This window comes from Traorella massiliensis (assembly GCF_900104665.1).
Classification (GTDB): domain Bacteria; phylum Bacillota_I; class Bacilli_A; order Erysipelotrichales; family Erysipelotrichaceae; genus Traorella; species Traorella massiliensis.
On sequence record NZ_LT629969.1, the window covers coordinates 1,117,293 to 1,142,437 of the forward strand.

Here is a 25,145-nt window from a genome sequence, read left to right on the forward strand (position 1 = left end):
AACAAATAGAACAATTTATTCAATTTTTATCAAAACTATTCCTGATTTAGGATTATTATTTGTTTTAATTTAAAAAGAATAGCTTCAAGCTATTCAAATCTTTTGCCAATAATCTTTTTTCCGTGACCATTATAGAAATCTTTTGCACTCATTTTTGCCTTCCCTTCAGGCTGTAATTTTGAAATCAGCAAAATCAGATCACCTAAAGAAACTTGCAGATGCGTTCCATCAAAACCAATAATTTCACCAGAAGGAGCTAAGCTGCTTTCATGAAGTAATGACACCTCATGAAATTTGATCTTTTTATTTTCAAGAATTGCATAACCTGCCGGTGACGGTATCAGACCACGAATATGATTGTAAACGCTAATACCGCCCTTTGAAAAATCAATTTTTTCTTCTTCTTTTGAAATATTCCATGCGAAAGAAACCTGACTTTCATCCTGAGGAACAAATGTAGCCTTATTTTCCAATACATCATCAATAACTTCTAAAAGGGCTTCCGTACCACACTGCATGAGTTTATCATGTAATGAACCCATCGTATCTTCTTCGCTAATGTCAACTTTTTTTACACAGCAGACATCTCCGGCATCCATTTTTTTAACCATTTCCATGATCGAAACACCGCTTTCTTTTTCACCATTGATAATTGCTTTATGAATCGGTGCTCCGCCACGATATTTAGGAAGCAGTGAAGCATGGACATTAATACATCTTACTTTTGCCAGCTGTAAAATATTTTCAGGTATCATCTGACCATAAGCGCAGGTAATGATACAGTCAAGATCCAATTGTTTAAGTTCTTCATAGATATCTTTAATGTGGAACGGCTGAAAAACAGGCAGACCGTATGATAATGCAAGGCTTTTCACCGGAGTAGGAGTTAAAACTTGCTTGCGTCCAACTTTTTTATCTGGCTGGGAAACGACACCCACGACATTGTAATGATTTTCTAAAAGACATTTTAAGATGCCACAGGCAAAATCAGGAGTTCCCATAAATAATATTCGTTTCATAAAATCACCTCTAATGCATTATAACTGATTTTCAACGATTATTCTATAATTGCTTTAAAAATCGAAGTCACAACTTCAACACTAACACCAACGATCTGTTTAATGGTGTCTGAACTGTTTTTTGCCAATTCAGAAGCTTTATTCATATGCACCTCACGAATAGCTTCTCCTCTGTTCTCACTGACATATTGTTCATTTTCTTCCAAACTGTTTTCAAAATCGATAATTTCCTGTTCAATGGAAAAAGAACTGTCTTGTTCCATAAAAGAACTTCCAATAGCCACAAGCAATAAAACTAAAATTAAATCTATCAGGAAACGTTTCATATTCACCTCATCATTTCATCAATTGACTTTGCCAGAATATCCAGGGAATGAATCACCTCATCATAATAGTTTTCTTCGCTCCCAACCTCTATCAGCAGCATATTATCACTGATATCCTGATTATAATAAGCTTCTCTAACCAGGATATTTTTCATGATACCACTCTGTAGCTGATTGGTTTTGTCTAACAGTGTCATCGCTTGATTTTGAATATTAGAAAAGTGTGAACTAAGGCCTCCCAAAACAATCATCATTTTCGCATAATTTTTTCCTGAAGCTTCAATATAAGAAGATTCACGAGGAACAGAATCACGATGAAAATCAATCATCAAATCAAATCCCTGATGCTCCATAACAGCATCTGTGATCGCATTTCTTGATATCTGATAAGACTGATTGTAATTCAACCCTAAAGTATTTAACTCCTCAGTAAAATTGCGATCTTCTACTACAACTTCATATCCCGCCTCTCTTAACAGTTTCCCTAAATAGGCACTGGCCTCTAATACAGTATTTTGATCTTTATAGCCTTCTTGCTGGTGGGTTGAATAAATATAGATTGATTTTTGACTTCCAATAGGCTGTTGTGGCACCTCTACGATATCATCAGGCTCTACATCAACTTCTCGATATGGAATATCTTCTTTTTTGACCATATCCATGACATTAAAGGTTTCTATGTCGATGGATGTAATATTTTTTTGCTGATTAAAAAGCTGCATACTAAAATCAAGCTCTTTTACAGTAGCCTTGATTCCTTGCATTAAAGGAGATATAAAAATAAAAAGTACCAGCAGTCCTAGCTTCGCCAGAATCTTGATCGAGGTTTTCATATTTCATAGCTTATGCTTATAAACCAATAATTATAACTCTTCATATGCCGGATGAATAAAACAGTTGATTCCATGTGAAAGGATGGAAACGATTTGTCGGCATTCCATATCCATATCTCTGGGTGTGATGATGCAATCATTATGCTCATATTCTTCCTTTATATTCATTTCATTTAAAATCGAACGTATCGTTGTTACTGTGGCAACACCTATTGAAATGACCGGAACATTGAGTGTTTCTTCATTGATGGCTAAGCGATGATTTCCTACCCCGCTGCCAGGAATGATACCAATATTAGAAATTTGAATTGCTCGATTGATACGTGAAAAGCTGCTCGTTGCTAACGCATCAACGACAATCACACATTGTGGTTCATAAAAATCTGCAATTCCCTTGACAATACGTGCCGATTCTAACCCTGTTTGTCCCATAACCTTAGGAGCAATAACAGCACAGTTGTTTAAACCGGGATGAACATTATTTTCAAGTTCAAATAAATGCGCTGAAACAAGTATCTGAGCAGCTGTTTTAGGTCCGATAGCATCTGAAATCATCTCTTCATTCCCTAAGCCTACTACAAGTATTTTTTGAAGCAGTACCTCTTTGCAGAGCTTATCAAGCACATCGACTAAAAGGCTGCTGATCTGATTTCTCAGTGAAGCATCAGCCATTGATTCAAAAGAAATTGTTACATAGTCACCAACTTGATATGCCTTATCATTTTCCGATACTTTGATCCATTTTACAGTAACTGAATGAGGGAAATTTTCTATCTTCTCTGAAAATATCGTTTCCTCTTCATTTTCAAACCATTCATCTGCGAAATCACTGTGTTTCATGTATGTATTTCTCCTTTTTCCCTTATAGTATGGCTTTTTTCAATTGTTTCTTGCATTTCATTTTTGATTTTGTTATAATCTACTAGCAATAATCAATTAGGAGGTGTCAAGAGTGCCAAACATTAAATCACAGAAAAAACGTGTATTAACTAACAACAAAAGACATGAAAGCAATGTTGCTCAGAGAAGCGCTATCAAAACATCTATTAAAAAAGTCTTGGTAGCTGTGGATGCGAATGACAAGGAAGCTGCAATGACTGCTTATAACACAGCTAATTCTCTGCTGGATAAAGCTATTACAAGTGGTGTTCACCACAAAAACTATGTTGCTAGACAGAAATCTCGTTTAAGTCACGCTATCAACAAAATTGCTTAAAGATAAACAAAAAATGTCGGTGATGATTCACTGACATTTTTTTATGCTTTATTATTCCAGCGGCACAACACTCGCTAATCCTCCCAAAGAGGTCTCCTTTAATTCAACTGCTATCTTTTTACCGGTATAATTCATCGTATGAATGATCATATCTAAAGAAACTTTATTTTCTTTTAAATTTCCTACCTCATTTGCTAAAAGAGCTGAATCAATCGCTCTTAGAGTAGCTACTGCATTACGTTCGATACACGGAATCATGACATAACCGCCAACCGGATCACATGTCAAGCCCAAAAAGTGTTCAATTCCTATTTCAGCTGCATAAGCAATCAGATCATCACTCAGATCTTCCATATAAGCAACAAAAGCACACCCCATAGAACAGGCAACGCCAATTTCTGCCTGGCATCCGCCTTGTGCACCAGATATCGTAGCGTTTGTCTTAAATAGATTTCCAATGATGCCTGCAATTTTTAAACCTTCAATAATTTTTTCTTCAGAAAAATGACGATCGACCTTATAATACCGCACAAGCGAAGGCATGACGCCACTGGCTCCCATAGTCGGTGCTGTCACCGTCATGCCGCCACTGGCATTTTCCTCACTGGCAGCATAGGCATATGCCATTAACATCACTTTTTCTTTTTTAAGAGGATTCTTTTCTAGAAGTGCTTTTTGATAGAGATCTGCTCCCACACGTTTCAACTGTAATCTTCCTGGAAGAATACCTTGTGTATGAATTCCTTTTTCAATAGTTGCAAGCATCTGATTCATGATTGCTCTCATGTAATCATCAATTTTCTCATGCTCATCTACATAATCCTTTAAGAAAAGCTGATGTTCACGGCAATATTGACATATCTCATAAAAACTATTTTGTGGATAAACCTCTTCACTTTCCTTAAACTCTTTACCTTCTATACGAATCGTTCCACCACCAATTGAATACACTCGCCAGCTGCCGATCATTTTTTTCTTATGATAAGCAAATAGATCCATGGTATTTGGATGAGCATCACAAGTTTCACTGGAAAAATGAACATGACATGGAATAGGAGCACAAGTCTGAATACAAATCCGGTCTGTTAAATGGCCTTTGCCAGTCAATGACAAAGAGCCATACAAGGTAATTTCAACCTCATCAGTTTCTGGATATTCCTGTAGAAAACGTTCACAGGCAGTTTTTGGGCCCAATGTATGTGAACTTGAAGGACCTGGACCTATTTTATAAAGTTCTTTTAATGATTTCACACAATTTCCTCCTGGCATTGAATCATAAACATTTCAAATGCTAAATATTTTTCTCTTTTTCCACTCTTGATATCTAAATCACACGTTAAGACAGCATCAAGAATTTTCATGATCTTATCTATCTCTATGTTAGAAACTATCTGTACGGTCAATTTAACACGATAAGGATGAGCTTTTAAATAAGAAGCAATTCTTTCTTCACTCATTCCCTGCATTAGACATACTTTTACCTGATAATAGAAACGCATCTGTGAAGCGATGACTGCTAGAAGATATACTGGATCATTACTTAATGAAATCATATCTTTATAAGTATGGAATGCCTTTTTAAATTTACCTTTTAATATAGCCTCACTTAGTTCAAATACATTATCTTCAATTTCTCTTGATATTAACGCATCAATCGCTTCTGCGTTGATTTCAAGGGGATAGCACGCTAGCTTTTCAAGTTGAAGGTCGATCATAGCAGTATCACGATTTAAGCGCTCAGTAAGCCTGCTAAGTGCCTCTTGTGTGATGCTGATCCCTAGCTCACGGCATTTTTCAGCAACATAACTTCTTTTATCTCTTTCTTCCAGATTCTGAAAGCTTTTGACACGACACGTCTGATGAATCAGTTTTACAATTTTCTTACGTGAATCACATTTTTCAGATTCATGAGTAAGAATAAGTGTATTTTCGAGAATCGGTTCTTTTAGAAAAGACTCAAACTGAGAAATATCAAAATCTAAAGAACCACTCACCAAAAAATCACAATGTCTAACAATAATTACCTTATGTGCATGAAAGAAAGGAGGAGTCATCAGATCACCCATAACCTCTCCCATTTTAACTGTATTTAAATCGTAAACAACGCTATCACAGTCATCACCATACTGAGCGATGACCTTTGTAATTTCTTTTTGAATACGACCGTTATCTTTTCCATAAAATAAATAATTCATAAATCACTCCGTAATCATTATATCAAATTCTCCACTAGATGTTCTAATAAAATGAACATTTAGAAAACTTTTTATCGTAATAGCTCCATTTAAAGAGGTTACAAAAGGTTTTACATTATATTTTGTTAACACATCGAGCACTTCTTCATGTGGATGTCCATAACGATTATTTCTGCCTGCACTAATAAGTGCATAAGAAGGCTGGATCATTTGAATAAATAAAGGATCTGTAGAAGTCTTGCTTCCATGATGCCCCACCTTTAAAACATCACACTCTAATGCATACTCCATCACAATTTCTTTTTCAACACTTTTAGAAGCATCTCCCATAAAACAATAATCGAGTTTTCCTATAGAACTAAAATAAACCAAAGAATCATCATTATCATCACCATGATTAGAATGATTTAAAGAAATCAAAGACAGAAGGTTGGATTCAATATCCTGATGATCCTCTATCACATCATATACTTTAAACTGTTCAAGAAAAGCTTCTTTTCCACCATTATGATCACTATCCTGGTGGGTAAAGATGAGCGTATCAATATGATAAACACCAATAGAGTGAAGGTACTCAACGACCCTTTCCTCTTTATTCAAAGGTATATCAATCAAAATATTATTCAAGTGAAAAGGTGCCTGTATCAGAATAGAATCCCCCTGTCCTACATTGATCATCGTTACTTGATAAAAAGGATTGAAATAACTTTGTAAAGGGATATAAAGTAAAACTAAAGAATGCATGAAAGATTTTTGTTGATGAATCATCTGAAAAAAAAGATACAGAAAAAAGATGATCAGCCACATAGGAATTGAACCATGTAATACAAATGAAGAAAATAATTGTGACATCGGATTTACAAGCATAACTGCATATTGAACCAATGGAAAAGATATAAAAAGCTGTACTAAAGCAATTACTAACATTCCTGCTCCTAGTTTTTGAAAGAATGGGAAAAAGAAAATAGAAAAAGGCTGACACTTCGATGTTTTAAGAAATTGTAGAAAGATTAAAAATATATATGAAGCTTTCTTTCGATTCTTACTATTTGTAAAAACATAAATCAAACCCAAACAATAAGGAATCAAAAAACTCAGAGAAAAAACACAGCTGGGATCGAAACACATACATAATAAATATTGTAATCCTAAGCGATCCTTATAAGATCGATCCTTAAAGATGATCTTTGTGATATTACCGCTAATGATACGAAATAATGCAAATTTAAAAGGAAATAAAAAACCAAACAAGCCTACAAATAAAGAAGAGAGTCCTAACGCAAAAGACATGTTACAAAACCCTAAGAAAAGCTGAGAAAACGCTTGATTCAAATATGAAAAATGTAAACCTGCAGAATAGATCATATCATATTCTCCAAACTGATAAAAAATACGTAAAAGTATCGATGAAATCGCTTCGTCCATCATCATTATTTTCTCATACATCTTCCTTCGAATAGAATTCTTTTTTATGATTTGGGCATTTTCATAATAACGATCAATATTTTTTTGACTCATATAGTTTTGAAAATTAAAAAGATTAAAATTTGAATCAGCTTCAATTGGTTTGGATTCACCTTCAACGATCACTTCTTCATTTTCAAAGTAAATTTCATCTGTATAAATCAAAACTTTTTGATGATTTACACTGGCAATAACATAGTTTTCATGTGTTTCTATAACACAATTATCACGAATACAAAAATTTGAGAAAGAAAACAAATATAAAATAATCATAAAAATAATATATGGAATCGAAAAGCGACGTGTATAAAATTGATAGTATGTAAAAAAAAGAAGAAAAATGATAAGTAATAATAAGTTTTTACAGTTCAAAAGCAAAAAAGAAATCATGCTTAATAATAAGAAATCTTTCATAAAGCAATCTGTTCCTTGATCTTCTCAAAAATCTTAGGTCCGATTCCCTTGACATTCATAATTTCTTCAATTGACTGGAAGCTATGTTCCTTACGATATTCAATAATACGGCTGGCTTTAGTTTCACCTATTCCATTTAAGGTCATCAATTCTTCCAGTGAAGCACTATTAATAGATATTTTTTTTATTTCCGCAACTTCTGGAATAATAATCACATCAAGATGTTGAATGGTACGAAGGAGTGAAAGTGAACTTATATCCGCCTTTGTACTTAATCCTCCTGCTTTTTCTATAAGACTTTCTAAAGTTTCATCAGCTTCAATTTCATAGATGCCCGGATGAATCACCTCACCTCGGATTTCCGCATAATATTCATTTTTTTTCTGAATTGCAAGATCACTATTTCCTAATTGCAGATATACTCCTATTATTATTAAAATTAAAAGAATAGACAGTGATTTTTTCATAAAACACCCCCTACTCTTATATATCCATTAAAATCAGAAATTTCCAAAAAAAAATAGAGAAAATCTCTATTTTATTTCAAGAATTTTTACTTTATAAGGTTCTTCGATCTGTGTGACTGTCGGTGTATCTCCAACCTTTGAATCTAACAGTGCAATTGCAAGCGGTGTTAGATTTGAAAGCTTGCCGTTTAATGGGTCAGCTTCTACCGAACCAACGATCGTATAAACTTCCTCAGTATTTGATTCCATATCTAAAATTCTTACAGTTGAACCTAATTTAACCGTTTTCTTTGATTTTTTAGAATCTTTATCATCAATGATTTGAGCATTTGCGATCATGCTTTCAAGATCACGGATACGTGCTTCTACACGAGCCTGTCTTTCTCTTGCAGCATCATAATCAGCATTTTCACTCAAGTCACCCTGTGCACGTGCTTCCTGTAATTCACGAATAACATCCTGACGTACTTCATGAAGCATATGATCCAGTTCATTGACCAGTTCCTGATAACCTTCTTTTGTAACAACTGTCTTTTCTTCCTGAGCCATTGTTATCACTCCTTTTTTATCCTCGATATTATAACATATTCGCCTGAATAATACTACTAATTTTTGTTGTCAGCAAATCAATGGCGACCTGATTATGACCACCCTCTAATATAATGATATCTGCATATTTTTTACTAGGTTCCACAAATGTATTATGCATTGCTTTAACCGTCTGTGTATACTGCGTAATGACCGAATCAAGCGTTCTGCCTCTTTTCTTGACATCACGTACAAGACGACGGATAAAACGTGTATCTGCATCTGTATCAACAAATACTCGAATATCACATAAATTACGAATTGCCTCGTCTTCCAAGATAAATAAACCTTCGATAACGATTACATCACTTGGCATGATCCTCTCTGTTACATTGCTTCGTGTATGATTCACAAAGTCATAAGTAGGTTTGTCTACCGGAATACCATTGCAAAGCTGATGCAATTGTTCAATAAATAAATCATTATCAAACGCAAAAGGATGATCATAATTAGTCTGAATACGCTCTTCCATGCTTAAATGAGATTGATCTTTATAATAATCATCCTGACGAATGATCGTTACTGAATTTTCATTTTCAAATTGTTCTTTTAATTTTTTGGAGATCGTCGATTTTCCGGATGCACTCCCGCCGGCAATCCCAATAATCGTTGTTTTCTTCATATTGTCTCCTATTTCAAATATTTTTCAACATTAGCGAGATGCTCTTCATATGTTTTTGCGGGAATCAATTTTTGATCACCATAAACATCAGAAATAAAATAGTAATATTCCGTATCAGCCGGATGCAACACTGCATTTAATGCATCTAAAGAGGGGTTATTCACAGGCCCAACCGGTAAACCGTCATAAAGGTATGTATTATACGGGCTCTCAATATCCGGGTTGGTTTCACAATCCTGGAAATCATTAAATTCATCATAAAGTGCATAACATACAGTAACACTTGATTCCATCTTCATACCAGCTTCAAAACGATTTGTAAAGACACTGGCAATGATCGGCATATCATCCGGATTTCCGGATTCAAACTGAACAACGCTGGCAAAAGTTACTAATTCATGAACACTATAATCCGAAGCTTCAATATCTTCCTTCAACGATTGATAAATCGTATCAAAGCCATCTAAAAGACGCAGCGTTACTTCTCTAGCAGTCGTATCACGATAAATAAAATAAGAATTTGGATAAAGATAGCCTTCCAGTTTTACATGATAGGCATCATTCAAGATGCTTTCATCCAAGAATTCATATTTATCAATCATTTCCCTTAAAAAGGTCTCATCATTCCATAAATCAAGACATTCCTGAGCTGATACATTCGTCAGTTCTTCGATCTTAGCAGCAATATCCTTGGACCAAAGTCCTTCCGGAATGGTCATCAGCACTTCATCACTTTCGGCATTTGATGCATCATTGATGTAAGTAAGCACTTCTTCACTGCTCCATGATGAATCTAAAATATATACACCTGCTTTAATATTAGATAAATTTTTTAGACGCATCAAAAGGCGGGAAAAAAATGAATTTTTAATAACTCCCTGTTCCTGTAACTGATCCAGAATCGTATTAGGTGCTGTATTTTCCGCAACATTAAAGGTTATTTGATTAGATTCTGATGTAAGTGGTGATACGGAAGAGCGATAGACCATAAAAAATCCTCCGACTGCGATAACAATGACCGCAGCAATAGCGATAATGATCTTATAACTCTTCTTCATTGAAAGCACCTAAGACCTCTTCCACCATTTCCCATTCGCTCTCAGATTCAATTGGCAGAAGATTTCCTTCGTCATCATAGCAGGATGCAAATACTTCTCCGCTGTCATCATTAGGATCAACAAATACTACATACTGTTTTCCCATTTCTTCATTTGCGAAAGTAAATAAGATTTCCATCGCCACTTCTTTACCATTTTCATCTTTTACATAAAGTGTATTTGAATCTAACATAAATCCTCCTTATAAATAAAGGGCATAAATGCCCTAATTCTGACTATCCAAATAATTCTGCAGGATACCCACTGCTGCCATCTGATCAATGACCTGTTTACGCTTTTTACGTGAAACATCAGCAGATATTAATATACGATTAGCGGCAACCGTCGTTAATCTCTCATCCCGCAAAACAACTTCTAAGCCCATTTCTTCCAGTCGTTTTTTAAAGGCAATCGAAATCTCACCGCGAATTCCTACATCACCATTCATATGTTTGGGTAATCCAAGCACAATCTTTTTTATTTGAAACTCTTTAAGATATGTTTCAAGCTGTTTGAGACAGTTCTCATAATCATCTTCATCAAAACGAATCGTTGCCACTGGACGGGCAATCATCCCCATGACATCACTTACCGCAACACCACAGGTCCTGCTACCCAGATCTAATCCCAGAATTCTCATTTTTCGATTGATTCCAAATAAGCGCGAACCATTTCTTCAATGATCTCATAGCGCTCAACATTCTGAATAATTGAACGGGCATTCTGATGACTCGAGATATAGGCAGGATCGTTTGAAATCAGATATCCCGCTAGCTGATTTACAGAATTATACCCTCTTTCTTTGAGCGCATTGTCAACAAGCCGTACAATATGACGAATATTTTCACGACGCATATCCTCCGACTTGAAAGCCATTGTTTCTGTTACATCTTTTTTCATAAACTATCCTCTCCTTTCCTTTATTTTAAACTAATTAGTATCAAATTTAAACCCCTAAACCAAGATTATTTTTAATAGTTTGGATTGCATCGTCCAAAGCAAGGCAGTTTTTACCGCCACCTTGAGCTAAATCAGGCTTGCCGCCACCTTTTCCATCACACACGCTAGCTGCACTGCGAATCAGATTTCCACAATGAACTCCCATTGAAACTGCCTTTTTAGAAGCTTTTGCGACAAATACTAATTTATTATCACAAACACCACCTATGAATACAACGCCCTCTTTCATGTGATCCAAAAGTGATGAAGCCATATTTTTCATGGCGTTGCCATCAAGATCGTTCATGATCTTCACTAGATATTTCATACCTTCTTTTTCTACAGCTTCATTAGCAATCTCACTTGCCTTTGCATTTAAAAGCTGAGCATTTAAATCCGCACACTGTTTCTGCAGATGATTCTTTTCATCCAATAACTGAGCTGTTTTATTAGATACTTGAGAAATACCATTAAGTTTCAGCAGTTGTGCAATCTCCTTCAATGTATCTTCATAAGCACTGAATGCTTCATATGCGGCATAACCTGTCTTTCCAACAATTCTTCGAACACCTGAACCGATACTTTCTTCACTTTCTATCTTGAAAATACCTAGCTCTGAAGTATTGTGTACATGACAGCCACCACAGAATTCTTTTGATACATCTCCCATGCTTACAACACGAACGACATCGCCATATTTTTCATCAAATAAAGCTGTGGCATTCGTCTTCTTAGCATCTTCTAAATTCATCAATTCAATCACTACATCATTACGCTGGGCAATGAATTGATTTACTAGATTCTCAACTTCCTTCAACTGCTGATCACTGATTTTTTCAAAATGAGTGAAGTCAAAACGCACATATTCATCACTGACAAAACTTCCAGCCTGTGATACATGATCTCCTAAAACTAATTTTAAAGCACTTTGTAAGAGATGACATGCCGAGTGATTACAAGTCGTCATCTTACGTTTTTGAACATGAATCATTCCTTTTACAGTATCACCTATACTAATTTTTCCTTCTTTTACGACAATATGATGCAAAGGCTGACCATGAGGTGCCTTTTTCACATCCGTAACGTTGCAGCTGAAAGAATCATTTTCAAGTATTCCTGTATCTGCTACCTGTCCGCCGCTTTCTGCGTAGAAACAGGTACTTGCAAGAATCACATCGCCTTCATCTTCAATAGAGTCACATTTTTTACCATCCTTGAAACAAGCTACTACCTGGCTTTCACATTCAAAATGATCATAGCCAATAAATTCTGAAGCAACAGTGCAATCCATAAGATCTGCTGACTGTGATTTCATCGATTCAGAAGTATCTCTGCTGGAACGAGCACGTTCACGCTGCTTTTCCATTTCTTTTTCAAAACCTTCATGATCGACACTAAAACCATCTTCCTGTGCCATTTCACAAGTCAATTCAAATGGGAAGCCATACGTATCATACAATTTGAAAGCTACGCTTCCTTCAATGACCTTATCCTTTGAAGAAGCCATCACATCTTTCATCAGCTTCTCACCTTCACTTAGGGTTGCGTGGAATCTTTCTTCCTCAGCTTTTACAAGTTTTTGAATATATTCACATTTATCAATTAAATAAGGATAAAAATCCTTCATGATATCAACTACGACAGGAACTAAATCATACATGAATGATCCTTCGATCTTCAATTTCTTTCCATAACGAACAGCTCTTCTCAAAACACGTCTTAATACATAACCACGTCCTTCATTTGAGAACAATGCTCCATCTGCCAATGCAAATGTAACTGTACGAATATGATCGGCAATAACACGATAAGCCATTTTATGTTCACCCTCATAAGGATACTTCGCAATCTTCTCAGTAGCATGTATGATTGGTAAAAACAAATCTGTATCAAAATTAGTTTCACCACCCTGTACCAAAGAAACTAAACGTTCAAGGCCCATACCAGTATCAATATTTTTTTGTGGAAGTTCTTTATATTCACTGCGTGGTACACCTGTTTTCGCATCATATTGTGAAAATACGACATTCCAGACTTCAATATAACGGTCATTTTCCATTTCCTCAAAGAAAAGACGTTCTCCCAATCCTTCTGGATCATACTCTTCTCCACGATCATAAAAGATCTCTGTATCAGGTCCGCAAGGTCCTTCACCGATTTCCCAGAAATTATCATCAGTTTTTAGAATATGTGAAGGATCTACATGACATACCTCTGTCCAAATACGATAAGATTCTGTATCGTCTGTATACACTGACACGTAAAGCTTTTCTTTTGGAAATCCGATCCATTTTTCATCAGTCAAAAATTCCCATGCATAAGGAATGGCCTCATCACGGAAATAATCTCCGATTGAAAAATTACCAAGCATTTCAAAGAATGTATGATGGCGAGCTGTTTTCCCTACATTTTCTATATCATTCGTACGAATTGATTTTTGCGCATTTGCAATACGATTACATTTTGGTTTTTCCGTACCATCAAAATATTTCTTTAAAGCTGCTACTCCGGCATTGATCCAAAGCAAAGTTGGATCATTGTGCGGAACTAAACTTGCACCGGGTTCTATCATGTGTCCCTTGCTTTTAAAATAGTCCAAAAATAATTGACGAATCTGATTACCTGTTAACTGTTTCATTTTCTCTCCTCCAATAAAAAAACGTTCCTGATTCAGGAACGTAATCTCTACGCGGTACCATCCTGATTCATGGGTTTCCCCATGCCCTTGTTTTCCTTAATTAGCGTAAGGCTACGCGCAAACTCCAAAGCAGCTTCAACCCATATCTTTACAGATTTTCACCAGCCATCTGCTCTCTTGAAAAGAATCTGAGCCTACTCCTCTTTTTCTACATTCACGGGCTGATTATACCACAAACTTTTTTACTTCTCAAGTCTGTTTCAAAGCGATTTCTTCACTCAGAAGCAATTTTCTCCCATCCACCGACATTTTTGCGATTAAGATACTCACTGTAGGTAACAAAACACATTTGAAAGATACTAGCGACAATAGGTGATAAAATGACGCCAATTAAACCAAAAAGATATTCATTCACCAATAGAGCTACAAACAAAAATAAAGGATGAACCTTCATCGTCTTATTACAGATCCATGCATGAATGATATTACCTTCTAATTGAGAATTAATAAAGATTGCTACAATTAACCATATGGTATTTTCACCTGCTAAAAGAAAATGAATCAAAATGATCAAAAGACTTCCAACGATAGCACCCACATATGGAAAAAGATTCAGAAAAGCAAGTAAGATTGCCAATAAAGGAGCATATGGCGTATGAAAGAAATATAAAATAGCAGTCGTAGTCACGATTACATAAATCATATCTAGTAATGTCGAATGAATATATTGACGCAAAATGTTTGAAAAAATTGCATACATATCAAAATATTTTTCATAATCTTTAACATACTTTCTGAATTCATTCGCAATGATATCACTTTCTAAAGAAATAAAAAAACTAATCATGATCGATAATGTAAAAGTAGTAAGAAAACTTATAAAATTATGTATAAAAGGTACTAATAATTCATATCCATTCATAAGAAAACCTTGAATCTGATTGGTATCAATGTAATTAAAAATCTGATAGCGCTCCATATAAGCAACTAAAACCGGATACATATCATTGATACTTGCAGCAATGAGATCAAAATTTTCAAGGATCAGAAAGAAAATGATCATAAATAAAATCAAAAAAGAAAAAAGAAAGATCAGATATACCAAAATGATATGTAAAAGAGCGTTTTTCTTCTTTGTAGCGATCAAAGGCTGAAGAAAAAAAGCGATTACACATCCGACCCATAATGGCTTTAAAACAAGTAGAAAGCTATAGATCCATTCTAAAATATGAAACTGATTCAATATGAGAATGAAGAGGAAGAAGGAAGCGGTCATATAAAAAAAAGAGGAGGGACTGTTCATGATTGCACGTATTTTTTTCATATAAAAACCCCTATTGGGGTTAATCTAAATAATCCTGAATATTATGAAGCTGCTTCATCATATTCTTTTTCATACGTTTTGAACGATGACAAAGATCAGATATTTCCTCTTCATTGTTGAAACCTACAAGAATGCCTAAGCTAAGACCAAGGGCCAGTCCAAGTAATCCTTTGTTCATTTTTCCTCACCTCTACCTTTATTATGCCATAAGAAAAAAATCCTATTCATCTAGGATTCTTCTTTTTAAAGTTGTTTTACGAACTCGTTCATTTTGATTTTGAATTGCCTTCACACAGGCCTCATAGCTTCCAAGAAGGATCAAAGACTGTTTAGCCCTTGTAACAGCAGTATAGATCAGTCTGCGATTGAGCACATAAGAATGTTGTGAGATAAGAGGAAGAATGACAATTGGATATTCACTTCCCTGTGATTTATGAATTGATATACAATAAGCATGGGTCAAAAGATCAAAACGCTCTCTTGAATATTCTACGATGATACCATCAAAATCAGCGATGATACAATCTGCCGGATAGCCCTCTTCTTTTTTTTGAATTTCAATAATTTCCCCGATATCGCCATTATAGACATCTTCATCAGGAAGGTTTTTCAATTGCAGAACCTTGTCGTGTTCTCGAAATGTTCGATAGCCAACTTTAATTTCTTTAGAAAAAGGGTTCGCTGGATTCAACATCTTCTGTAATGAAAGATTGAGCTGATCGATGCCACAAACACCGGAATAAATCGGTGAAAGCACTTGGATATCCTGATCATAGTAACCTTTCTCAAAGGCCATAGAAACAATATTGAGAATCTGATCTTTGATATTATTTTGTGGACATTCAAAAAAAGCAATATCTTTTCCTTTTTTTAATATATCACAAGTTCCGTTTTTTATCTCATAAGCTAACTCAACAATGTCGCTGCCACTTGTCTGGCGGAATATTTTTTCAAGACGTAATGTTGGAAATTGTTTTGATTCAATACAATCTTTAAGAACCGTTCCAATACCAACAGAAGGCAGCTGGTCTTCATCACCGATGATCATGATCTTCTTGATATGGCGAGCAGCTTTACAAAGATTGTAAAAGAGCCATTGATCAACCATAGAAAATTCGTCGATAATTAAGCAGTCTAAGAATAAAGGTTCTTCTTCATTCATCATAAAAGTATTTGTTTCCAAATCCCATTTTAAAAGACGATGCATAGTACAGGCAGGCATATTGGAACACTCGCTTAGCCTTTTAGCCGCTCTTCCTGTTGGAGCACAAAGCATGATCTGATCTGAATGAAAAAACTTTTGATAAAGAGTCAGGATTGCTTTGACAATCGTTGTTTTACCAGTTCCGGGTCCTCCTGTCAGTATAGAAAAAGGATGTGTGAAAAACATCTTAATGGCTTCAATCTGTTTTTCTTCATACTGAATATTAAGTTCTTCTTCAATGATCTTGATTTCTTCATCAAGAGATGAAATAAGCGTATTTGTATCATTGACATAAGGAAAATCACGAAGAAAAGAGGCAATACCTTTTTCCGCATCATATTGTGTATGATGATAGATCCGATCCTCTTCAACAACGATAAAACGTTCTAAAACAAGCTGCTGAAAACATGATTCAAAATCGAAATCGCTTTGAATATTTTCTTTTTTTAAACGATTTATCAAGGCTTTTTCAAATTCATCTTTTTCTATATAGCTATTACCGCTACGAATGCAGCTTTCTAGCACTTCTGATTCAATCAAGGCTTTCATACGATAAGGATGATTTTTTTCAAATCCTAAAATTGAAGCTACTCTATCAGAAGTTTTAAAACCAACACCATCGATATCTTCGATCATACGATAAGGATTCTCTTGGATGATATGCATGGCATCTTCTCCATAAACAACCTTTATTTTTTCAAGGATACGAACATTTAATCCAATCTGATTAAAGAATAAAACACTATCATCAAGCTGATTGCTTTCTTGAATACCTTTGATAATGCTTTGGATACGTTTTTCATCTTTCTTAAAAATATCATCTAAAACATGAGGATCCTTTTCAATTTTCTCTATTGCATCAAGACCTAGTGCATCAACGATCTTTTTAGCACTTACTTTACCAATGCCACTGAAACGTGAACTGCTGAAATATTCAATCAATGTCTGTTCATCGCTTGGCTGCTGTAAATGCATCTCATTGATTTCAAACTGTAAACCATAACGTTCATGTTCCTTGTAATGACCGACACACTCATAAAGCGTATTTAAATCAAAGGAAGGCAAGATTCCCGTAACCGTAATCGTCTTTTCCTGATGATCATTTAATTTAAAAGAAGCGACAGTAAAGCCACTCATATCATGCCGATAACGAACATGGGTAAATTTCCCGCTAATAACTAATTGATCTTCCATAATCATATAAAATAATAAGTAAGCAAGATTCCAATGATACCTAAAAAATTATTTAGAAAATGCAACGCCATTGAACCATAAATGGAATGAGTTTTTTCATAAATAAAACAGAAGATAAAACCAAGTGAACCATAAGTCAGCAAATACCAAAGATCAATAAAATTTCCAAGAAAAAGTGAATCAATGATATGAATGCTGCCGAAAGCCAAAGCACTGATCAGACCTGCTGTCCAAAAATTCATATAACTTCTCAAGCCTCTGAAAAGAGCACCTCTGAAAACTACTTCTTCTACTATTGGTGCATACACTAAAGTCGTAAATCCAATTAATAAAGGATTTTGAAAGAAAGCGAGGATGACACTTTGCTGATTAGCACTCTGATCCATACCTGTAATCAGAGTAACTAAAGAACTTGTAAATGCACTGATCATATACAGAGCCACAAAGACAAGCAATAGATATTCAAAAAACTTTCTTGGACGAATGATTTTTTTCAGACTTTCTTTTAATACGGGATATCCAGCGGCAACACTTATAATGATCATCAAAAGATATACACTAAAAGAAAGCCAATTATATACATCAATACTAAGATCAAAATAATAATATACAAATGTCAAAAGCCAAGGATAAACATACATATAGCCTATGAAATAATTTAATACAAGAATCACCATTCTTGGTACTGTCATTACATTACGTTCTAGTTTTTCATTCATCTTTTTACTCCTTCTCGAATTCTTTCATCAAGTGATTTTCCATGATAAAAAACATCTTCAATAACACCGCCTCCCAAACAGATTTCTCCTTGATAGAAGACAGCTTCCTGTCCTGGAGTAACAGCGCTCACAGCAGGATCGATCGTTACAAAAACATTATTTTCATCAATAAAGCGAATCTTTACATCATTATCTTTTTGACGATAACGAAATTTCGCTGTACATATCATTTCATTTGCAGGCTTCTCATGCATCAGCCAGTTGACACCACTCACGATACAGCTATCGGATAATAACCATTCACTATCATTCTCACAAGAAACATAAAGGATATTCGCCTCTACATCTTTACCAACGACAAAATATGGCCCGTGGTCTCCTCCAATGCCCATTCCTCTACGCTGACCGATCGTGTAATATAAAACACCCTGGTGTCTGCCAACCTTTTTTAAAGTGTTGATATCCACAATATCCCCTTCTTTAGCTGGAAGATAATTTTTTAAAAATTCTCTAAAATTCCTTTCTCCAATAAAACAAATGCCCGTTGAATCTTTCTTTTTTGCTACTCCCAATCCCGCATCAAGAGCAATCTGCCGCACTTGTGGTTTTAAAAGATGACCAATTGGAAATAAGGTTTTACGTAAAGCTTCTTTTGAAATCTGACAAAGAAAATAGGTTTGATCTTTATTTGAATCACTGCCTCGTAAAAGAAGACTTTCATTTTTACCATGTTCAACACGAGCATAGTGTCCAGTCGCAACATAATCAAAGCCAAGATCCTGTGCATATTTCAAAAAAGCATCAAATTTAACATATTTGTTACAAAGAATATCAGGATTAGGTGTTCTCCCCTTCTTATATTCATCAAGAAAAGAAACAAAAACATGATCCCAGTATTCTTTTACAAAATCAACACGAAGACATTCAAGGTCTAACTTCTTAGCAACTTCTAAAGCATCCATATAATCCGCCTCCTGAGGGCAGACTTCGTCACCAATCGTTGGATTTCCAAGAATATCATTATTTGCAAGAGCATCCCAATTACGCATAAAAGCACAGGTTACATCATAACCAGATTTTTTTAATTCAATAGCGGCAACTGCACTATCAACTCCTCCAGATAATCCTAACAAAACTTTTTCTTTCATATTAATTTTGTTCACCTTCTTTAAACAGTTCAATTGTTTTTCTTAAATCGTCAACAATGATATCTGCCAACGATTGATTTGTATCAAAATGTTCATTTTTTCGTGCAATGACGTAAAGACCTGCATCATGAGCGGATTTAATGCCAACTTCAGAATCTTCAATTGCAATACACTCTTCAGGTTTCAGAGCAAGTCTTTTGACACATTCTATATAAATCTGTGGATCAGGTTTTGCCTTTTCAAACATATCTCCTGATATTTCTACTTCAAAGAAATCAATTAACCCAATCGAGGAAAGTTTTACGTCAAGCATATTTCTATATGTTGAAGTTGCTAAAGCAAGACGATAAGAACTGTTTTTCAAATATTTAATCAAATCGTAAGCGTCTGTATTAATAAGTTCACCATAGGGTACGGGATGTATCTCTTTATACTTATCAAAAAGTTTTTTTATCTCCATAAAATCATGATTTAATACTTTAGACAGATTTTTTAAATAATCATGATAACTTAATCCTACAAGTGAAACAGCATCTTCATGACTCATATTAAAATGATGATCTTCAGCAAATTTTAGTGTCCTTTTCACAAAATAATATTCACTATCAATAATGGTACCATCTAAATCAAATATTACAGCCTTTATGCTCATCTTTTATCCTCACTTACTTCTATAAAATGTTCCAGACATTAGTATACCATAGAATAAAAGACAAAGGAATAAAAAAAAGACTCACAAGAGTGAGCCGATCATCTGGCAGCGAGTTATCTTCACAGGGGCAGGCCCGGCTATTGTCACCGTGCAAGTGCTTAACTTCTGTGTTCGGGATGGGTACAGGTGTGTCCACTTGGCTGTCGCCACCAGATCTCTGAGGTCGTTCCCTCAAAACCGAATAACAGCTGATTTGATCTTCCTTCTGTGATTAAGTCCTCGACCTATTAGTATCAGTCAACTCCGCATATCGCTATGCTTCCATCCCTGACCTATCTACCTGATCGTCTTTCAGGGGTCTTACTACTTGCGTATGGGAAATCTCATCTTGGAGGCGGCTTCGTGCTTAGATGCCTTCAGCGCTTATCCGTTCCCTTCTTAGCTACCCAGCTGTGCATCTGGCGATACAACTGGTGCACCAGCGGAAGGTCCATCCCGGTCCTCTCGTACTAAGGACAGCTCTCCTCAAATTTCCTGCGCCCACAACAGATAGGGACCGAACTGTCTCACGACGTTCTGAACCCAGCTCGCGTACCGCTTTAATGGGCGGACAGCCCAACCCTTGGAACCGAATTCAGCTCCAGGATGCGATGAGCCGACATCGAGGTGCCAAACCTCGCCGTCGATGTGAACTCTTGGGCGAGATCAGCCTGTTATCCCCAGGGTAGCTTTTATCCGTTGAGCGACGGCCCTTCCATTCGGCACCGCCGGATCACTAATCCCGACTTTCGTCCCTGCTCGAGTTGTCGCTCTCGCAGTCAAGCACCCTTCTGCATTTGCGCTCGCCGATTGATTTCCAACCAATCTGAGGGTACCTTTGGGCGCCTCCGTTACTCTTTGGGAGGCGACCGCCCCAGTCAAACTGCCCGCCTGACACTCTCCCTCTCCCGGTTCACGGAAGCAGGTTAGAACTCCAATCACACAAGAGTGGTATCCCAACAGCGACTCCTCCTGCACTGGCGTGCAGGTCTCTTTGTCTCCCACCTATCCTGTACATATGTGATCAAAGCTCAATATCAGGCTGCAGTAAAGCTCCATGGGGTCTTTCCGTCTAGTTGCGGGTACCCGGCATCTTCACCGGGACTAAGATTTCACCGAGTCTGCTGCCGAGACAGCGCCCAAATCGTTACTCCTTTCGTGCGGGTCAGAACTTACCTGACAAGGAATTTCGCTACCTTAGGACCGTTATAGTTACGGCCGCCGTTCACCGGGGCTTCAATTCAGTGCTTCGCTTCCGCTGACACATCCTCTTAACCTTCCGGCACCGGGCAGGAGTCACCCCCTATACTTCGTCTTGCGACTTTGCAGAGAGCTGTGTTTTAGTTAAACAGTCGCTTGGGCCTCTTCACTGCGGCTCTTCTGAGCTCCCCTTCTTGCGAACGTACGGGGTCATTTTGCCGAGTTCCTTGGCAACAGTTCTCTCGCTCACCTCAGGCTTCTCGCCTTGCCCACCTGTGTCGGTTTTGGTACGGGCCGCTGCAGGATTAACACTAGAAGCTTTTCTTGGAAGCCGGTATCATCTCCTTCGCTACTTGCCGAAGCGTTCGCTCCACATCACATCTCTGCATTGACGCACGGATTTGCCTGTGCGCCTGCTCCTATGCTTGTCCCGCAATCCGTTAAGCGGGGCAGACTAACCTTCTCCGTCACTCCTTCATTCCTACGCGGGTACAGGAATATCTACCTGTTGTCCATCGACTACGCTCTTCAGCCTCGTCTTAGGTCCCGACTTACCCAGGGCGGACGAACCTTCCCCTGGAACCCTTAGGCTATCGGTGTGCAGGATTCCCACCTGCATCTCGCTACTCACACCGGCATTCTCACTTCCATGCGATCCACCGCTCCTTCCGGTACGGCTTCACCTCCCATGGAACGCTCCCCTACCTCTTACTGTCTCCAGTAAATCCGCAGCTTCGGTAATATGCTTAGCCCCGGTACATTTTCGGCGCAGGGTCACTCGACTAGTGAGCTGTTACGCACTCTTTGAAGGGTGGCTGCTTCTGAGCCAACCTCCTAGTTGTCTGTGCATCCCCACATCCTTTTCCACTTAGCATATATTTTGGGACCTTAGCTGGCGGTCTGGGCTGTTTCCCTTTCGACCATGGACCTTATCACCCACAGTCTGACTGCCGGATATAATGCACGGCATTCGGAGTTTGATTGCATTCAGTACCCCGGGATGGGGCCATCATGCATTCAGTGCTCTACCTCCGCGCATCTCTTCTCCGACGCTAGCCCTAAAGCTATTTCGGGGAGAACCAGCTATATCCAGGTTCGATTGGAATTTCTCCCCTAGCCACAATTCATCCGCCAACTTTTCAACGGGGGTCGGTTCGGTCCTCCATTGAGTATCACCTCAACTTCAACCTGATCATGGCTAGATCACCTGGTTTCGGGTCTACCGCACCGTACTTGCGCCCTCTTCAGACTCGCTTTCGCTTCGGCTCCGCATCTCCTGCTTAACCTCGCACGCTACGGTAACTCGCCGGTTCATTCTACAAAAGGCACGCCATCACCCCTCAACGGGCTCTGACTTCTTGTAAGCATACGGTTTCAGGTTCTCTTTCACTCCCCTCCCGGGGTTCTTTTCACCTTTCCCTCACGGTACTGGTTCTCTATCGCTCACTGGCGAGTATTTAGGCTTGCCGGATGGTCCCGGCGGATTCCGGCTGGGTTCCTCGTGCCCCGCCGTACTCAGGATCCTTCTCGAGCGCTCCGACTTTTGCTTACGGGGCTTGCACCTCCTGTGGCCGGCCTTTCAATGCCGTTCTGCTAGTCTTCGCCGTCTCTTATCTGAAGTCCTACAACCCCAGAGCTTCCTCTGGTTTGGCCTCCTCCGTGTTCGCTCGCCGCTACTTGCGGAATCATTCTTATTTTCTTTTCCTCCGGGTACTAAGATGTTTCAATTCCCCGGGTTGCTCTCTCGCGGACTATGTATTCACCCGCGGATGGCAGCGCATTGCCGCTGCCGGGTTCCCCCATTCGGATATCCACGGATCCTTGCGCTCTTACCGCTCCCCGTGGCGTTTCGCCGTTTGATGCGTCCTTCCTCAGCTGCCAGTGGCCAGGCATTCACCGTACGCCCTTATTAACTTAATCACCTTAAGTCTTCGTTTTTTTCCAAGGTTTTCTCCTTGCCGCTTACCAATTTCCTTTGGTTTCTTGAGTTACTGTTTTCTAACTGTTCTCGATTTTCATCTCCAACTATTTCAGAAAGATCATGTTTTCTCTATCTATCTTCTGTTATTCGGTTTTCAAAGAACGACTTCCTGAAAGAGCTTCGCTCTCTCAAAACTGAACAAGAAACTTCTCCGTGCTTTCTCCTTAGAAAGGAGGTGATCCATCCCCACGTTCCCGTAGGGATACCTTGTTACGACTTAACCCCAGTCATCGATCCTACCTTCGACGGCTTCCTCCTTGCGGTTGGACCACCGGCTTCGGGTATTATCAACTCCCATGGTTTGACGGGCGGTGTGTACAAGGCCCGAGAACGTATTCACCGCGGCATGCTGATCCGCGATTACTAGCGATTCCGACTTCATGAAGTCGAGTTGCAGACTTCAATCCGAACTGAGACGGCCTTTCCGAGATTCGCTTGCAGTCGCCTGCTCGCAGCTCTTTGTAGCCGCCATTGTAGTACGTGTGTAGCCCAGGCCATAAGGGGCATGATGATTTGACGTCATCCCCACCTTCCTCCGGTTTGTCACCGGCAGTCTCTCCAGAGTCCCTAACTTAATACTGGTAACTGAAGACAAGGGTTGCGCTCGTTGCGGGACTTAACCCAACATCTCACGACACGAGCTGACGACAACCATGCACCACCTGTGCGGGATATACCTATCTCCCTGTCTCCAGGGCCTTTATCCCCATGTCAAGGCCTGGTAAGGTTCTTCGCGTTGCGTCGAATTAAACCACATACTCCACCGCTTGTGCGGGCCCCCGTCAATTCCTTTGAGTTTCACACTTGCGTGCATACTCCCCAGGCGGAGAACTTATTGCGTTAACTGCAGCACTGAGTCTCCCCAACACTTAGTTCTCATCGTTTACGGCGTGGACTACTAGGGTATCTAATCCTATTTGCTCCCCACGCTTTCGTGCTTCAGCGTCAGTTGCAGGCCAGCAGACCGCCTTCGCCACTGGTGTTCCTCCATATATCTACGCATTTTACCGCTACACATGGAATTCCATCTGCCTCTCCTGCACTCCAGCCGACCAGTTTCCAAAGCTCGATGGGGTTGAGCCCCACAATTTTACTCCGGACTTAATCCGCCGCCTACGCACCCTTTACGCCCAATAATTCCGGATAACGCTTGCCACCTACGTATTACCGCGGCTGCTGGCACGTAGTTAGCCGTGGCTTTCTGGCAGGGTACCGTCACTCATGAAGCATTCCCTCTTCATGCCGTTCTTCCCCTGCAACAGAGCTTTACAACCCGAAGGCCGTCTTCACTCACGCGGCATTGCTCGGTCAGGGTTCCCCCCATTGCCGAAAATTCCCTACTGCTGCCTCCCGTAGGAGTTTGGGCCGTGTCTCAGTCCCAATGTGGCCGTCCACCCTCTCAGGCCGGCTATGCATCATCGCCTTGGTGGGCCGTTGCCCCGCCAACTAGCTAATGCACCGCAGATCCATCTGTCAGCGTCGTGTCCCGACTTTAATAGAAAGAAGATGCCTCCTCTCTACCTATCCGGTATTAGCAGACGTTTCCATCCGTTATCCCGGTCTCACAGGCAGGTTGTCTACGTGTTACTCACCCGTTCGCCACTCCTTCCGCACAGAGCAGGCTCTGTCCTTCAGGCGTTCGACTTGCATGTATTAGGCATGCCGCCAGCGTTCATCCTGAGCCAGGATCAAACTCTCCATTTGATTGACTCTTTATGAACGAACTTGCGTTCGCTGTTTCCTTTTTCTGTTTCTTTCGAAATTGACGTTTCTTGTTCAGTTTTCAAAGACCGTGCGCTCTCTTGCGAGTGCTTGTATATAATACCACCTCCCCCTCCCTCTGTCAATATTTTTTTTACTTTTTTT

Annotated in this window: 22 protein-coding genes, 3 rRNA genes and 1 other annotated feature; of the genes, 1 reads left to right on the forward strand and 24 read right to left on the reverse strand. The window is 38.6% G+C overall.

The genetic code is table 11. From position 1 onward, the window contains the following. Positions 1–89: 89 nt before the first annotated feature. From fmt to gpr, 4 genes are read right to left on the reverse strand one after another with little or no spacing between them, the layout of a single operon-like run. Positions 90–1,019, reverse strand: coding sequence for a methionyl-tRNA formyltransferase (gene fmt / locus BQ5367_RS12815; RefSeq protein ID WP_071442842.1), 930 nt, complete (start codon positions 1,017–1,019; stop codon positions 90–92). Positions 1,020–1,057: 38 nt separating this feature from the next. Continuing rightward, positions 1,058–1,345 (reverse strand): hypothetical protein, encoded by a 288-nt coding sequence (locus BQ5367_RS12820; RefSeq protein WP_071442843.1) that lies wholly within the window; start codon positions 1,343–1,345, stop codon positions 1,058–1,060. Between the two features lie 2 nt (positions 1,346–1,347). Further along, complete coding sequence (gene spoIIP, locus BQ5367_RS12825; RefSeq protein WP_071442844.1) at positions 1,348–2,178, reverse strand: stage II sporulation protein P; 831 nt, start codon at positions 2,176–2,178, stop codon at positions 1,348–1,350. A 30-nt stretch (positions 2,179–2,208) separates the two neighbouring features. Beyond that, entirely contained in the window at positions 2,209–3,018 is an 810-nt protein-coding gene (gene gpr, locus BQ5367_RS12830) for a GPR endopeptidase (RefSeq protein WP_071442845.1), read from the reverse strand. 112 nt (positions 3,019–3,130) lie between these two features. On the opposite strand from gpr, the gene rpsT reads away from it, so the two are divergent. Continuing rightward, on the forward strand, positions 3,131–3,394 hold the full coding sequence (gene rpsT, locus BQ5367_RS12835; protein WP_071442846.1) for a 30S ribosomal protein S20: 264 nt from the start codon (positions 3,131–3,133) through the stop codon (positions 3,392–3,394). Positions 3,395–3,445: 51 nt separating this feature from the next. On the opposite strand, the gene BQ5367_RS12840 is transcribed toward rpsT, so the two are convergent. From BQ5367_RS12840 to BQ5367_RS12930, 20 genes are all read right to left on the reverse strand, one after another. After that, the gene (locus BQ5367_RS12840; RefSeq protein ID WP_071442847.1) at positions 3,446–4,645 is read right to left on the reverse strand and encodes an L-serine ammonia-lyase, iron-sulfur-dependent, subunit alpha; all 1,200 of its coding nucleotides are present in this window, start codon (positions 4,643–4,645) and stop codon (positions 3,446–3,448) included. Beyond that, positions 4,642–5,589 carry a DNA polymerase III subunit delta gene (gene holA / locus BQ5367_RS12845; RefSeq protein WP_071442848.1) on the reverse strand — a complete coding sequence of 316 codons (948 nt, stop codon included), beginning with the start codon at positions 5,587–5,589 and terminating at the stop codon, positions 4,642–4,644. The genes BQ5367_RS12840 and holA overlap by 4 nt, the downstream gene beginning before the upstream one ends. Positions 5,590–5,592: 3 nt before the next feature. Beyond that, the gene (locus BQ5367_RS12850) at positions 5,593–7,467 is read right to left on the reverse strand and encodes a ComEC/Rec2 family competence protein (protein ID WP_071442849.1); all 1,875 of its coding nucleotides are present in this window, start codon (positions 7,465–7,467) and stop codon (positions 5,593–5,595) included. Beyond that, positions 7,464–7,934 carry a ComEA family DNA-binding protein gene (locus BQ5367_RS12855; protein ID WP_071442850.1) on the reverse strand — a complete coding sequence of 157 codons (471 nt, stop codon included), beginning with the start codon at positions 7,932–7,934 and terminating at the stop codon, positions 7,464–7,466. Before BQ5367_RS12855 ends, BQ5367_RS12850 begins: the two co-directional genes overlap by 4 nt. A gap of 66 nt (positions 7,935–8,000) precedes the next feature. Next, positions 8,001–8,483 (reverse strand): transcription elongation factor GreA, encoded by a 483-nt coding sequence (gene greA / locus BQ5367_RS12860; protein ID WP_071442851.1) that lies wholly within the window; start codon positions 8,481–8,483, stop codon positions 8,001–8,003. A 28-nt stretch (positions 8,484–8,511) separates the two neighbouring features. After that, entirely contained in the window at positions 8,512–9,144 is a 633-nt protein-coding gene (udk, locus tag BQ5367_RS12865; RefSeq protein ID WP_071442852.1) for a uridine kinase, read from the reverse strand. Between the two features lie 8 nt (positions 9,145–9,152). Further along, positions 9,153–10,202, reverse strand: coding sequence for an endolytic transglycosylase MltG (gene mltG, locus BQ5367_RS12870; protein ID WP_071442853.1), 1,050 nt, complete (start codon positions 10,200–10,202; stop codon positions 9,153–9,155). Then, positions 10,186–10,434: a DUF1292 domain-containing protein gene (locus tag BQ5367_RS12875; protein ID WP_071442854.1), complete on the reverse strand. Its 249-nt coding sequence runs from the start codon at positions 10,432–10,434 to the stop codon at positions 10,186–10,188. The genes mltG and BQ5367_RS12875 overlap by 17 nt, the downstream gene beginning before the upstream one ends. Before the next feature lie 33 nt (positions 10,435–10,467). Further along, positions 10,468–10,881 carry a Holliday junction resolvase RuvX gene (gene ruvX / locus BQ5367_RS12880; protein WP_071442855.1) on the reverse strand — a complete coding sequence of 138 codons (414 nt, stop codon included), beginning with the start codon at positions 10,879–10,881 and terminating at the stop codon, positions 10,468–10,470. Then, positions 10,878–11,141 (reverse strand): IreB family regulatory phosphoprotein, encoded by a 264-nt coding sequence (locus tag BQ5367_RS12885; RefSeq protein ID WP_071442856.1) that lies wholly within the window; start codon positions 11,139–11,141, stop codon positions 10,878–10,880. Before BQ5367_RS12885 ends, ruvX begins: the two co-directional genes overlap by 4 nt. 46 nt (positions 11,142–11,187) lie before the next feature. Beyond that, positions 11,188–13,818, reverse strand: coding sequence for an alanine--tRNA ligase (gene alaS / locus BQ5367_RS12890; protein WP_071442857.1), 2,631 nt, complete (start codon positions 13,816–13,818; stop codon positions 11,188–11,190). Positions 13,819–13,849: 31 nt separating this feature from the next. Next, positions 13,850–14,038 (reverse strand) — a binding site (T-box leader). Positions 14,039–14,092: 54 nt separating this feature from the next. Then, the gene (locus BQ5367_RS12895) at positions 14,093–15,142 is read right to left on the reverse strand and encodes an AI-2E family transporter (RefSeq protein WP_071442858.1); all 1,050 of its coding nucleotides are present in this window, start codon (positions 15,140–15,142) and stop codon (positions 14,093–14,095) included. A 19-nt stretch (positions 15,143–15,161) separates the two neighbouring features. Next, positions 15,162–15,320, reverse strand: a complete 159-nt coding sequence (locus BQ5367_RS13565) for a hypothetical protein (protein WP_154667096.1) — start codon at positions 15,318–15,320, stop codon at positions 15,162–15,164. A 42-nt stretch (positions 15,321–15,362) separates the two neighbouring features. Beyond that, entirely contained in the window at positions 15,363–17,540 is a 2,178-nt protein-coding gene (gene recD2 / locus BQ5367_RS12900) for an SF1B family DNA helicase RecD2 (RefSeq protein WP_071442908.1), read from the reverse strand. Between the two features lie 2 nt (positions 17,541–17,542). Then, positions 17,543–18,259 carry a CPBP family intramembrane glutamic endopeptidase gene (locus BQ5367_RS12905; RefSeq protein WP_071442859.1) on the reverse strand — a complete coding sequence of 239 codons (717 nt, stop codon included), beginning with the start codon at positions 18,257–18,259 and terminating at the stop codon, positions 17,543–17,545. Continuing rightward, positions 18,256–19,407: a tRNA 2-thiouridine(34) synthase MnmA gene (gene mnmA, locus BQ5367_RS12910; protein WP_071442860.1), complete on the reverse strand. Its 1,152-nt coding sequence runs from the start codon at positions 19,405–19,407 to the stop codon at positions 18,256–18,258. Before mnmA ends, BQ5367_RS12905 begins: the two co-directional genes overlap by 4 nt. A 1-nt stretch (position 19,408) precedes the next feature. Then, on the reverse strand, positions 19,409–20,059 hold the full coding sequence (locus BQ5367_RS12915) for an HAD family hydrolase (protein WP_071442861.1): 651 nt from the start codon (positions 20,057–20,059) through the stop codon (positions 19,409–19,411). Positions 20,060–20,159: 100 nt separating this feature from the next. Then, a 5S ribosomal RNA gene (rrf, locus tag BQ5367_RS12920) occupies positions 20,160–20,273 on the reverse strand. Between the two features lie 53 nt (positions 20,274–20,326). Beyond that, positions 20,327–23,218: ribosomal RNA gene (locus BQ5367_RS12925) — 23S ribosomal RNA — on the reverse strand. A gap of 229 nt (positions 23,219–23,447) precedes the next feature. Beyond that, a 16S ribosomal RNA gene (locus tag BQ5367_RS12930) occupies positions 23,448–24,983 on the reverse strand. The 16S, 23S and 5S rRNA genes sit together here, the layout of an rRNA operon. Between the last annotated feature and the right edge of the window lie 162 nt (positions 24,984–25,145).